The 12,689-nt window shown below is 56.4% G+C and carries 14 protein-coding genes; 10 read left to right on the plus strand and 4 right to left on the minus strand.

The annotated features are described in order from the left end of the window. Positions 1–95 precede the first annotated feature (95 nt). From tig to LVJ78_RS06840, 3 genes are all read right to left on the minus strand, one after another. Positions 96–1,406, minus strand: coding sequence for a trigger factor (tig, locus tag LVJ78_RS06830; protein ID WP_165870881.1), 1,311 nt, complete (start codon positions 1,404–1,406; stop codon positions 96–98). Between the two features lie 144 nt (positions 1,407–1,550). Next, positions 1,551–2,432 (minus strand): DUF1853 family protein, encoded by an 882-nt coding sequence (locus tag LVJ78_RS06835; protein WP_132952102.1) that lies wholly within the window; start codon positions 2,430–2,432, stop codon positions 1,551–1,553. Positions 2,433–2,442: 10 nt separating this feature from the next. Then, entirely contained in the window at positions 2,443–3,249 is an 807-nt protein-coding gene (locus tag LVJ78_RS06840; RefSeq protein WP_132952247.1) for an RNA methyltransferase, read from the minus strand. Between the two features lie 219 nt (positions 3,250–3,468). On the opposite strand from LVJ78_RS06840, the gene LVJ78_RS06845 reads away from it, so the two are divergent. From LVJ78_RS06845 to mog, 3 genes are all read left to right on the plus strand, one after another. Next, positions 3,469–4,311, plus strand: coding sequence for an inositol monophosphatase family protein (locus LVJ78_RS06845; RefSeq protein ID WP_132952100.1), 843 nt, complete (start codon positions 3,469–3,471; stop codon positions 4,309–4,311). A gap of 143 nt (positions 4,312–4,454) precedes the next feature. Further along, positions 4,455–5,177, plus strand: coding sequence for an S-methyl-5'-thioinosine phosphorylase (locus tag LVJ78_RS06850; protein ID WP_132952098.1), 723 nt, complete (start codon positions 4,455–4,457; stop codon positions 5,175–5,177). 21 nt (positions 5,178–5,198) lie between these two features. After that, positions 5,199–5,768 (plus strand): molybdopterin adenylyltransferase, encoded by a 570-nt coding sequence (gene mog, locus LVJ78_RS06855; protein WP_132952096.1) that lies wholly within the window; start codon positions 5,199–5,201, stop codon positions 5,766–5,768. Positions 5,769–5,997: 229 nt separating this feature from the next. On the opposite strand, the gene LVJ78_RS06860 is transcribed toward mog, so the two are convergent. Further along, positions 5,998–6,885 (minus strand): ArgP/LysG family DNA-binding transcriptional regulator, encoded by an 888-nt coding sequence (locus tag LVJ78_RS06860; RefSeq protein ID WP_165870880.1) that lies wholly within the window; start codon positions 6,883–6,885, stop codon positions 5,998–6,000. 201 nt (positions 6,886–7,086) lie between these two features. Between LVJ78_RS06860 and LVJ78_RS06865 the strand changes: the two genes are divergently transcribed. The 7 genes from LVJ78_RS06865 to LVJ78_RS06895 all read left to right on the plus strand — a co-directional run bounded on the left by LVJ78_RS06865 (position 7,087) and on the right by LVJ78_RS06895 (position 12,416). Then, positions 7,087–7,716, plus strand: a complete 630-nt coding sequence (locus LVJ78_RS06865; protein ID WP_132952092.1) for a LysE/ArgO family amino acid transporter — start codon at positions 7,087–7,089, stop codon at positions 7,714–7,716. Between the two features lie 164 nt (positions 7,717–7,880). Then, positions 7,881–8,507, plus strand: coding sequence for a phosphoribosylglycinamide formyltransferase (gene purN / locus LVJ78_RS06870; protein ID WP_132952090.1), 627 nt, complete (start codon positions 7,881–7,883; stop codon positions 8,505–8,507). Between the two features lie 29 nt (positions 8,508–8,536). Next, positions 8,537–9,211, plus strand: a complete 675-nt coding sequence (locus LVJ78_RS06875; protein ID WP_132952088.1) for a DUF3108 domain-containing protein — start codon at positions 8,537–8,539, stop codon at positions 9,209–9,211. 100 nt (positions 9,212–9,311) lie between these two features. Further along, positions 9,312–10,577, plus strand: coding sequence for an RsmB/NOP family class I SAM-dependent RNA methyltransferase (locus LVJ78_RS06880; protein ID WP_132952086.1), 1,266 nt, complete (start codon positions 9,312–9,314; stop codon positions 10,575–10,577). Between the two features lie 79 nt (positions 10,578–10,656). Then, positions 10,657–10,965, plus strand: coding sequence for a Grx4 family monothiol glutaredoxin (grxD, locus tag LVJ78_RS06885; RefSeq protein ID WP_132952084.1), 309 nt, complete (start codon positions 10,657–10,659; stop codon positions 10,963–10,965). Positions 10,966–11,111: 146 nt separating this feature from the next. Continuing rightward, a complete protein-coding gene (upp, locus tag LVJ78_RS06890) occupies positions 11,112–11,738 on the plus strand; it encodes a uracil phosphoribosyltransferase (RefSeq protein WP_132952082.1) in 627 nt (208 codons plus the stop codon). Between the two features lie 354 nt (positions 11,739–12,092). Further along, complete coding sequence (locus LVJ78_RS06895; protein WP_132954947.1) at positions 12,093–12,416, plus strand: DUF2322 family protein; 324 nt, start codon at positions 12,093–12,095, stop codon at positions 12,414–12,416. Positions 12,417–12,689: the final 273 nt, after the last annotated feature.

Genomic DNA, 12,689 nt, shown 5'->3' on the forward strand with positions numbered 1-12,689 from the left:
ATTGCGTTTTCCGGCTCAGGCTTTGCTTGTGGTGCTAAAAAAGCACCCAAGCGCAGCCTGAGTGCTTTTGTGCGTTCAGACGGCCTTTGCCATCATCAGGCTTGTGCGCCCATCACTTCATCAAATGACAAAGCTTTTTCGTTTACTTTGGCCTTGCCCAACACAAAATCCACCACATTGGCTTCAATAGCCAGAGAAGTCGGGCCTTGCAGACGCTGTTGGTCGGCGAAATACCAATCGATTACTTCTTGCGGATCTTCATAGCTGTCGGCAAATTCGCTCACCACACCTTTGATTTGCTCTTCGGTGGGCTCGAGTTTGTTTTCTTCTACGAGCTTGGCCAAAATCAAGCCCAATGCCACGCGGCGTTCGGCTTGCTCGTTAAATATATCGGCTGGCAGATCCAAGTTGGCAGCATCGGCCATGCCTTGGTTAACGAAATTTTGCTTCATTTCGGCAGCCAGGCGGGCGGCTTCTTCGGCCACCAAGGATTTGGGCAGCTGGATTTCAGTGGCTTTGAGCAGGGCTTCCATTGCCGCTTCTTTGGTTTGCTCTGCAGTGCGGCGCGCAACTTCGCGCGACACGTTTTTCTTTACTTCTTCGCGCATTTTGGCCACATCGCCATCGGCAATGCCCAAGGCTTTGGCAAATTGCTCATCCACTTCCGGCAGCGCGGCTTCGGAAACATTGCTCAAGGTGATGGTGAACACGGCGGTTTTGCCGGCCACATCTTTGCCGTGATAATCTTCAGGGAAATTCACTTCCACATCTTTGCTTTCGCCTGCTTTCAAGCCCAATACGCCGGCTTCGAATTCGGGCAGCATTTGGCCGTTGCCCAGCACAAACGGGTAATTTTGCGAAGCGCCGCCCTCAAACGGGGTGCCGTCGATTTTGCCTTCGAAATCGATAATCACACGGTCGCCGTTTTGGGCTTCGCGCTCAACGTGGTTGAAGCGGGTGCGTTGTTGACGCAGGATTTCGATGGTTTTGTCGATTTCGGCATCGCCCACTTCGGCGGTAACTTTTTCCACTTCTTGTGCGCTCAAGTCGCCCACGGTCACTTCGGGAAACACTTCGAAAATGGCAGCCACTTTAAAGGCTTCTTTGTCGTCTTGCTCGTCCACACCTTCAAAACGGGGCATGCCGGCCACGCGCAAATCTTCGCTCACGGCAATATCGTAGAATGCTTTTTGAGCCCGCTCGTTCATCACATCGTTTTGCACACCGGCGCCATACATGGATTCCACCATTTTCATCGGCGCTTTGCCCGGGCGGAAGCCGTCGATTTTCACGCGGCGTTGGGTTTGCTGCAAACGTTTGTCGGTTTCGGCGTTAATCTCGCTCCACGGCAAAGACAAAACAACTTTGCGCTCGAGGTTTTCTAAAGTTTCTACGGTTACGCTCATTATAAGCCCTTAATTCTGTTGGTGTTAATCAATGCAAGCAGGCGTTTTGCCTGCTTTGGTTGTTTGCAGCCCCGATAATTGGGGCTTTAAAAGTAAATTGCAAGTGTATCACAATGTGAAAATAAAATATATTTCTGCATGGTTTCAGACGGCCTCAGAGCCGATGGCCTTCATCAGGCGTGCGGTTTCATGCCAATAGCCGTCGGGGCGCTTTTGCAGCAAAGCCACTTGCCCGAAGTGGATTTGCGCCAATGCGCCGATTTCTTCGGCATACGCTGGCGGCACGCGGGCGGGCGACAAGATGTGCATCGGCGGCAGCAGATAACAGCGTGTTTGCAGGCCGTCTGAATGCGGATATTGTGCCCAATCGCCGATATATAGGCCGTGCCAGCCGCAAGCATTCAAAGGTGCAATCGAAGCGGCTTGGCCGGCAGCGGAAAAGCCAATGCCGCGCACCAATGAGGCTGCATGCATTTTATCGGCGGCAATGCCGGCCTGCTGCAAAGCGGCTACGCCTGCCGCATGGCGGCTCCACGCCAGCTGTTGCGTGAGTTTGCCGGCTTTATCAATCAAGCGGTCGTGCGGATTGAGGCCGGCCATTTCAGACGGCCTGCCGCTGGTTGCGCCGTAATATTTGCAGGTTAATTCGAGATGGTAGATTTTGCCGTTTAGCGCGCAAACGAAATCCAACGCGCCGAGTGTTTGGCCGTTTTGTTCGTTTTTCACCGGCAGGTTGCGCGCAAACAATTGCGCATGCGGCGCGTGTTGCAGCCAAAATGCCAGCAGGCTTTCGGCATAAAAGCCCAAGCGGTGGGCAAACGGCGCTTCTGCGGCCAGATGCTGCTGCAAAGGCGCGGGTTGGCTGTCGAGCGCCAATAAATAGCGAAAGCCTGTTTCACCCAGCAATTCGCGCAGCGGCAATTCGCAGCCGCTGTGCCACAAAGGCGGCGCGGTGAGGATGGCGGCTAGGTCGCGCACATTGGGGTCGGTCAGGCGCCACCACAGCGCATCGAGGGCATAATTCATTTCAGACGGCCTATTTCAGATTGCGTTTTACTGTGTTGAGGAAGCCGCGCAAGATATCGATGTCTTCGGTTTCGGTGTTGGCGCGGGCAAACAGGTTTTGCATGCGCCGCATCAGGCGCTCGCTGTTGCGGCGGTTGAAGAAACCGACATCGTTCATCACGCTTTCCAAATGCGCCACCATGCCGGCGATTTGCGCTTGGGTGGCGGGGTTGGTTTCCCGCTCGAGGTGCGTCATCGGCGCGCCCACTTGGCTGAACAATTCATAGCACACCACCTGCACTGCTTGCGAGAGGTTCAGCGAAAAATAATCGGGGTTGCCGTTGATGGTCATCAGCCGGTTGCAGCTTTGCACTTCTTCGATATTGAGGCCGAAGGTTTCATTGCCAAACACCAAAGCCACTTGCTGCCCGGCTTGCGCTGCCTGCAATAATTCGGGCACCAATTCGCGCGGCGTTTGCAGCGGCGAGGTGAGCTCGCGCCTGCGGCTGGTGAGTGCGCAGCTCAAGGTGGTGTCGGCCAGCGCTTCTGCCAGCGTGGCGGCGATTTGCGCGTTTTCCAACACATCGGCCGCACCCGAAGCCAGCACAAAGCTCTCTTGCGGCAGCTTGAATGCCTGCGGGCAGGCGGCATCGAAAAGCGGCGGTTCGGGCGTCATCGGGGTGGCGATTAATTGCGGCGCCACCAAGGTGAGCCGGCTCAAGCCCATGGTTTTCATGGCGCGCGCGGCGGCGCCGATATTGGCCGGATGGCTGGTGCGCGAGAGCACGATGCGGATATGGTTCAAATAAGCGGGGATGCCGGTTTTTGGGTTTGTCATGCTTGATTTATTTTCGGAAAGATTGACGGAAAGCGCGTATAATGCGCGAAAAATATTCAGACGGCCTGCTTCGCTGATGCAGGTGCAGGTGCAGGCCGTCTGAAACCTGATCTTTAACATTGGAAGCCGCCCCCGAGGGCTTGCGGTTTCTGCCTGTTTCACGTTTTGCTGCACCGCTTTTCGGCGGTTTGGCGCATTGTACCCGATAGAAAGAGCACCATGAACCCGATTTTAAACACCGCATTCAAAGCCGCGCGCAAAGCCGGCGATATGATGATTCGCGCTTCGGCCAATCTCGATGCCGTTAAAGTAGACAGCAAAGCGTTTAACGATTTTGTTTCCGATATCGACCGCCAATCCGAATCGATTCTGCTCGACACCCTCTTTTACAGCTATCCCACCCATCTCGTGCGCAGCGAAGAAGGCGGCTATTTTCGCGCCAGCAAAACCCGCGAAGGTGTGACCATCGAGCAGGTGGATGCCGCCGATGTGCCGGCCGTGCCTGAATACGAATGGATTATCGATCCACTCGACGGCACCACCAATTACCTGCACGGCCACCCTCAATATGCCATTTCAATGGCTTTGCTGCACAAAGGCAAGTTGCAGGAAGCGCTGGTTTACGCGCCCGAGCGCAACGATTGCTATATGGCGTCGCGCGGCCAAGGCGCGCTGCGCAACGACCGCCGCATCCGCGTATCCAATCGCATCGAGCTCAACCGCTGCCTGATCGGCACCGGCTTTCCCGTGGTTGACCAAAGCATGATGGACACTTATCTGGCCATTTTGAAAGACTTCCTCGCCAAAACCGCCGGCGGCCGCCGCGAAGGCGCAGCCGCGCTTGATTTGTGCGCCCTGGCCTGCGGCCGCCTCGATGGCTTTTTCGAATTCAACCTCAAGCCGTGGGACATCGCCGCCGGTGCACTGATTGTGCAGGAAGCCGGCGGCATCGTTACCGATATGCAGGGCAACGAGAGCTGGCTGGAAAGCGGCGATGTGGTGGCGGCCAACCCGAAAGTGTTGGCACAAATGCTGCAAATCATCGCGCCGCACATCAAATAAATGATATGAAGTAAACAATTTGCACAAAGGCCGTCTGAAAAATATTTCAGACGGCCTTTATTTCGCCCTATCCGAACTGCCTACCCAGCAGCAGTCGAATCCTTTACAATGCTTCTCTCTCCTTCCTCACGAAAGCAGCGCCCATGATAGCGATTATCGGCGGCAGCGGCCTCACCCGCCTGCCCGAAATGAACATTACCCACCGCCGCATCGTGCGCACGCCCTACGGCCTGCCGAGCAGCCCGTTGATGATGGGCAAACTGGGCAGCCATGAAATCATGTTTATCGCCCGCCACGGCCTCAACCACACGCTCTCACCGCATGAAATCAATTACCGCGCCAATATTTGGGCGCTGCATTCGGCCAAAGCAGACCACATTATTTCCGTGGCCACGGTGGCCGGCCTCAACGAAGCGCACGAGCCCGGCTCGCTGATTGTGCCCGACAACATCATCGACTACACCTCCGGCCGCGCCTGCACCTTTTTTGAAGGCCGCTCGCAAGAAGTGGTGCACATCGATTTCACCCACCCTTATGATCACGAATTGCGCCTCAATATTCTGCAACACGCCGAGCAACAAGGCACCGCCGTGGTGAGCCGGGGTGTGTATGGCTGCATTCAGGGCCCGCGCCTGCCCACCTTGGCCGAATTGAAAAAATACCGTCGCGACGGTGTTGACGTAATCGGCATGACCGGCATGCCCGAAGCCGTGCTCGCGCGCGAAGTGGGCCTGCCTTATGCCCATTTGTGCGGCGTGATCGGCATTGCCGGCGTCAACGGCCAGGCCGATAATTCGCCCGATTTCCGCAGCCGCCAAACCCATCAGGCCATCGAAACCATCCGCCGTTTGCTGGTGGATTTATAGGCCGTCTGAAAGGATAAATCTATGCAAACCATCACCTTCGGCCTGATTGCCACCAGCGACAGAGCCAGCAGCGGCGTGTATGCCGATGAGGGCATACCGGCATTGAAAAACTGGCTCGGCAGCACGGTGAAAAACCCCATCCGCTTTGTGGAAGCGCTGATTCCCGATGAGCAGGCCGAAATCGAAGCCGTCTTGCGCCGCATGGCCGATGACGAAGGCTGCGATGCGGTGTTTACCACCGGCGGCACCGGCCCCGCCCTGCGCGACATCACCCCCGAAGCCACGCTGGCAGTAATCGATAAAGAAATGCCGGGCTTTGGCGAGCAAATGCGCCAAATCAGCCTTTATTATGTGCCCACCGCCATTTTATCGCGCCAAACCGCCGGCATACGCGGCCGCTGTTTGATTGTAAACCTGCCCGGCCGCCCCAAAGCCATCGCCGAAACCCTCGGCGGCGTGCGCGATGCAGCGGGCAATATCCAGGTGCACGGCCTTTTCAGTGCCATTCCGTATTGCATCGACTTAATCGGCGGCGCATTTATCGAAACCGATGAAGCCGTTTGCCAAGCATTTCGCCCCAAACAGAAATAATACCAATTCAAAAAAGTAAGCTAACAAGGCGGAAGCCTGCGACAGTACAGATAGTACGGCAAGGCGAGACAACGAAGTTAGGTTATTTTTTTGGATTGGTATAACGCCGGCAAACCGCACCAACTATCAACCTGTAAATAAAAACAAAAAGGCCGTCTGAAAGAAAATTTCAGACGGCCTTTTTATGCTTCCGCCAAAATATAGCCATACAATAAAAGGCGGGCAGACCCTAATCCACAGCCAAATGCAGCTTCGCCGCCTGCTGCACTCGCTGCCGCAAACGCTGCCATTTGGGCGGCTGCACCTGCCAGCAATGCCAGAAAAGCGGCACATCGATATGCTTCCCGGGGCACAAATCGCGCAGATGCCGCCCTTGCGGCTGCACACTTTGCAGCTGCTGGTCAAACAACATGCCGTAGCCCAACCCCAAGCACACTGCCTGAAAAAACGCATAAGAAGAAGGAATATAGTGCGTGGGGCACATCGCCGCATCGGCCTGCAAATGCGTGCGCAAAAAATCGGCCTGAAGATTGTCTTTGCGGTTAAACACCAATAAAGGCGCGCGCCGCAAGGCGGCCGGGCTGAGGCCGTCTGAAAAATAGCGCTCGGCAAAAGCGGGCGCGGCCATTAGGCGGTAGCGCAGGCTGCCCAGCGGGTAAGCTTCGCAGCCGTGTATCGGCACCGCCTCGCTGCTCACCGCCGCCATCACGCGCCCTTCGGCCATCAGCGCGCGGGTGTGCTCCTGATCTTCCGTCTGGATATCGAGCAGCAATTGCTCCTCGGCCGCCGCTTCTGCCAAGAGCGGCAGCAGCCAGGTGTCGAGCGAATCGTGATTGGCCGCCAGCGCCAGCTGCGAAGATTGCTGTTGCAGCTCATTATCCAGCTCTTGCTGCAAACTCATCACCTGGCGCCAATAACGCAACAGCCGCCGGCCGTGCTCGGTCGGGCGGCAGGGGCGCGAGCGGCTGAGCAAAAGCGCGCCGGCGGCCTCTTCCAGCGCGCGAATGCGCTGCGACACAGCCGATGGCGTGATGCGCAATTGCGCCGCGGCCTGCTCGAAGCTGCCGCTGTCGGCAGCGGCGGCCAGCGCCGCCATTTGTTTGCCGTCCCATTGCATAAAGGTTTCCCTTGATTGTTTACTGCGTCGATTGTAAACGTTAATGCCTATCGCTGCCATCTGCGCTTTCAGACGGCCTCAAAAAGTGATAACAGATTGATGAAGTGTTTTTCAGGCCGTCTGAAAAATATTTAACTTGCTGGCAAGGCGCTGCTGCGCTGCCGATAATGGCGCATCTCTTCATTTTTTTGCGATATTGCCATGACTGCTTTTTTCTCCGGATTAATGATCACCGCCGGCCTGATTGTTGCCATCGGCGCACAAAATGCTTTTGTGCTGAAACAAGGCCTGATTAAACACAACATCACCGCCATTGTGCTCACTTGCTGGCTGTGCGATGTGTTGCTGATTTCTGCCGGCGTGTTCGGCATCGGCGCCCTGCTCTCCGGCCGCCCCGTGGCCGCGGCGCTGCTCTCGCTGGCCGGCGGCCTTTTTCTGCTGGCCTATGCCGCCTTAAGCGCCAGGCGCGCTTGGAAAGGCGGCGGCCAAATGCAGGCGGCCGGCGGCAACGAAGCGGGCATGGGCACGCTCAAAGCCATCGGCATCACGCTGGCGCTCACGCTGCTCAACCCGCATGTGTATGTGGATGCGGTGATGCTGATCGGCGGCAGCGCGGCAAGCTTGCCGGTGCCGCAGAAAATGTGGTTCACCGCCGGCGCGGTGCTCGCCTCGGCGCTGTGGTTTGCCCTGATCGGCTTCGGCACGCGCCTGCTGCTGCCGCTGTTTCGGCGCGAGCGGGTGTGGCAGCTGCTCGATGGTGGCATTGCGCTGATGATGCTTTATCTGGCCGCAGGCTTGCTCAGGCAGGCTCAGCAAGTATTGTTGGTATAAGGTGTGTTTCGGGATTACAATATCCGTTATCTTTTCAGACGGCCTGATTTTAAACATCAAGGCCGTCTGAAAACTTGGCACACTTTCGGTTAAATCCGGCTAAATGCCTTGTTTTCCGCAAAATATATGCTTATCTTGCCCTTATCTGCACAATACAGCCCACTATGAAAAACATCGTTATCCTGATTTCCGGCCGCGGCAGCAATATGCAGGCCATTGTAGAAGCCGCTATTCCCAATGCCCGCATTGCGGCGGTGCTGAGCAACCGCGCCGATGCCGCCGGGCTGGCTTGGGCGGCCGAACGCGGCATCGCCACCGACAGCCTCGAGCACAAAGCATTCGGCAGCCGCCTCGAATTCGATCAGGCCATGATGCAGAAAATCGATGCTTATCAGCCCGACTTGGTGGTGCTGGCCGGCTTTATGCGCATTCTCACGCCTGAATTCTGCACGCATTATTCCGGCCGCCTGATCAATATCCACCCTTCGCTGCTGCCCGCTTTCACCGGTTTGCACACCCACGAGCGTGCGCTGGAAGCGGGCTGCCGCATTGCCGGCTGCACCATCCATTTCGTTACCCCCGAGCTCGATTGCGGCCCGATTATCGCCCAAGGCGTGGTGCCGGTGCACGACAACGACAGCGCCGACAACATCGCCGCGCGCGTGTTGGCCGTGGAGCATCAATTGTTTCCCCGCGCGGTGGCCGATTTTGTGGCAGGCCGCTTAAAAATCGACGGCAACCGCGTGCGCAACATCCACCATCAGGCAAGCGCCGATGCGCTTTTGGCCTAAAAGCCAGTAACAAGCATAGAGAGGAAAATATGAACAAAACCATTTTACACACCGCCGCTTTCGCCGCCGCAGCCGCCTTGGCCGCGCCCGCTTTTGCCGCCGAGCTGCCGCAATCGGCCGAATTGCGCTATTCGGGCAGCTACGGCATTCCCGCCGTGATGACCTTCACCCGCAACGGCAACAATTATAAAATCGTGTCCAACATCAAAGTGCCGCTTTACAGCATCCGCTTCGAATCGGGCGGCACCATTTCAGGCAACACCTTGCGCCCCACTTATTATAAAGACGTCCGCAGCGGCAAAACCTATGCCGAAGCCCGTTTCAGCGGCGGCAAAGTCACCTATGGAAAAGCCGGCGAACAAAAAACCGAATCGGTGGCCGGCCCCACCATGGATTTATTCACGCTTGCCTGGCAATTGGCCGCCAACGATGCCAAGCTTCCCGCCGGCCTGAAAATCACCAACGGCAAAAAGCTTTATAACGTAGGCGGCTTGAGCCCGGCAGGCAGCAGCCAGTTCAGCATTGCCGGCGGCCGCACCACGGTAAACAAATACCGCGTGCAGCGCGGCGACAGCACCGTGAATTACGCCTTTGCCCCGGCCTTTAACAATATTCCCGCCCAAATCAGCTACAGCGACGACGGCAAAACTTATGATTTAAAGCTCACCAGCGTCAAAATCAACGGCCAAACCGTGAAGCCTTAAATCCAACCATAAAAGTTTCAGACGGCCTGTGGAGGCCGTCTGAAACTTTTTATGGTCGATATCGCGTATAATCGCCCATCCACCTTTATCAAGATCCACCATGACCCCCAATCAACTCAGCCACACCGCCGCCGTATTGGCCGACATGCTCACTTTCAAGCAGCCTGCCGATGCCGTGCTCTCGGCCTATTTCCGCGCCCACAGCAAGCTTGGCCGCGGCGACCGCCATGAAATCGCCGAAACCGCATTCGCCGCCTTGCGCCATTATCAAAAAATCAGCGCCGCCCTGCGCCGCCCGCACGCGCAACCTGAAAAAGCCGCGCTGGCCGCGCTGGTGCTTGGGCGCAGCATCAACCTGAGCCAAATCGAACCTTTGCTGGATGAAGAACGCACCGAATTTCTAAGCAAGCTCAAAGCGCGCAAAGCCGAATTTGCCAGCCAGCCCAACACCGCCGCCGAGCTGCCGCAATGGCTGATCGACACGCTCGCCGAGCATCTGGGCGAAACCGATATTCTCGCTTTCGGCCGCAGCGTCAACCAAAGCGCGCCGCTCGATGTGCGGGTGAACACGCTCAAAGGCCGGCGCGATAAAGTGCTGGCGGCGCTCGAAACCGAAGGGCTCGCCGCTGCCGCCACGCCTTATTCGCCTTGGGGCATCCGCTTTCAGGAAAAAATCGCACTCAACAAACACCCGCTGTTTCTCGACGGCACGCTTGAAGTGCAAGATGAAGGCAGCCAGCTTTTGGCCTTACTGGTGGGCGCCAAGCGCGGCGAAATCGTGGTGGATTTCTGCGCCGGCGCCGGCGGCAAAACGCTGGCCATCGCCGCCATGATGGCCAACAAAGGCCGCATTTATGCTTTCGATATCGCCGAAAAACGCCTCGCCAACCTCAAACCGCGCATGACCCGCGCCGGCGTAACCACCATCCACCCGCAGCGTATCGACAATGAACACGATGCCCGCATCGCGCGCCTGGCCGGCAAAGCCGACCGCGTGCTGGTGGATGCGCCCTGCTCCGGACTCGGCACTTTGCGCCGCAACCCCGATTTGAAATACCGCCAATCGCCCGAAACCCTGGCCAAGCTGCAACAGCAGCAGGCGAGCATTTTGGCCGAAGCGGCCAAGCTCGTGAAAGACGGCGGCCGCCTGGTGCATGCCACCTGCAGCGTGCTGCCGCAGGAAAACGAGCAGCAAGTGGCGCGCTTTTTAGCAAACCATCCCGGCTGGGTGCAGCTCGATTGCGCCCAATTGCTGGCCGCCGCCAAAATCAACCTCGACACCGGCCGCTGCCTGAAAATGAATGTGGCCGAACACCACACCGACGGCTTTTTCGCCGCTGTGTTTGAAAAGCCCGCGCTAAGCTGAACGGACTATTGCGCATTGCGCCAAACGCCCTTATATTATCCCTCGGCCGAAAACCGATTTATTCATCAAGGATCAAAAAATGAGCATTCAAGAGCAAATCAAAGAAGTGGTGAACACACACCGCGTGGTATTGTTTATGAAAGGCACCAAGCAGTTTCCGCAATGCGGCTTCTCATCGCGTGCCGTGCAGCTGCTGCAAGCTTCGGGCTGCGAAGATTTCGTCACCGTTAATGTGTTGGAAAACGAAGCCGTGCGCCAAGGCATCAAAGAATACAGCAATTGGCCCACCATTCCCCAGTTATATGTTAACGGCGAATTTCTCGGCGGCTCCGACATCATGATGGAAATGTATGAAGCCGGCGAATTGCAAGATGCGCTCAAAGCGTGATGATATTGCGCCGAAACCCTGCTTGAAGCAGGGTTTTTTTGTGGCTGCGCCGCCCAAGCCATTCACAAGCAGGCCGCAAAGCTTATATAATAGCGCCGGTATTTTATTTCACAGGCCGTCTGAACGCGCCCACCGAAAGATTGATTATGAACATCACCATCATCGACCACCCGCTGGTCAAACACAAGCTCACCCTGATGCGCGAAGCCGAATCGAGCACCTACAAATTCCGCGCTCTGGCCAAAGAGCTGGCGCGCCTGATGGCTTATGAAGCCAGCCGCGATTTCGAAACCGAAAACTATATTCTCGACGGCTGGTGCGGCGACATCGAAGGCCAGCGCATCAAAGGCAAAACCCTCACCGTGGTGCCGATTCTGCGCGCCGGTTTGGGCATGCTCGACGGCGTGCTCGATTTGATTCCCACCGCCAAAATCAGCGTGGTCGGCCTGCAACGTGATGAAGAAACCCTGCAACCGGTGTCGTATTTTGAAAAGCTGGTCGACAGCATGAACGAGCGCCCGGCGCTGATTCTCGACCCCATGCTCGCCACCGGCGGCTCGGTGAACGCCACCATCAATCTGCTCAAAAGCAAAGGCTGCCGCAACATCAAAGTGCTGGTGCTCGTGGCCGCGCCCGAAGGCGTGAAAGCGGTAAACGAAGCGCATCCCGATGTCACCATCTACAGCGCCGCGCTCGACAGCCATTTGGATGAACACGGCTATATCATTCCCGGCCTCGGCGATGCCGGCGACAAAATCTTCGGCACCCGCTGATTGCGCCGAATAAAACAAAGGCCGTCTGAAAACCATTGCGCCAATAGTTTCAGACGGCCTTATACCAATTCGAAAAAATAACCTAACTGCGTTGTCTCGCCTTGCCGTACTAGGGTCTGTTCACATTTCATCCGTGCGTAAGATTTTGAGCGCAAAAGCGCGCTTGCAAGGCGAAAAGCGCAGCAAGGTTGAACACCTTGCGAGCATTTTCAACGCAGCATGCACGTTTTTGAGCCAAAAGATTACCGCGTGATGAAATGTGAACAGACCCTAGGTGTACTGTCTTCGGCTCGCCGCCTTGTTATCTTATTTTTTCGAATGGGTATTAATGATATTTACCATCCAAGGATGATTATGAATTTCCAAGAAAACCTCGCCACCCTGCCCGCCATCGACCATCTGAGCGGCCTGGATGTGTGCGATGAAACAGGCAGCGCTATCCACCACATTCCCGCCGCGCCCGGCAAGCTCGGCTCGCTCAAGCTTTACCACGCGCTGGCTGTCGAATTCAACGGCCGCCTGAATGCCGCAGCCGCCGAGCGCGGCTTGGTGCTTTTTGCCGAACATGTGGCCGATGCCGCGGCGCATCCGGGCAAACATCCGAATATCGATTTATTGGTGCGTGTGAAAAATGAAAACTTGGCTTTGCAACTGCGCCCGCTTGCGGCAAATCCCTGATGATACGCATTCAAAAAAATAACCTTACTGCGTTGCCCCGTCTTGCCGCACTATTGTGAAATACAAAAAAGTTTAGAAAACAGTATGCTAAAGCAGCGTAGCTTGGGTTGATAACCCAACGTTTCAGACGGCTTGTGGATTTGTTGGGTTTACAACCCAACCTACCCGCCGCTTCCGCTCGTGCTCAATCCTTAACAATCCGCTTGCAAAACAAGGCCGTCTGAAAAAAGTTTCAGCCCGTAGGTCGGATTCTCGAATCCGACACTTGTTCGC

It is taken from the genome of Uruburuella suis (assembly GCF_022870845.1).
In the GTDB taxonomy this organism is placed as follows: Bacteria; Pseudomonadota; Gammaproteobacteria; order Burkholderiales; family Neisseriaceae; genus Neisseria; species Neisseria suis.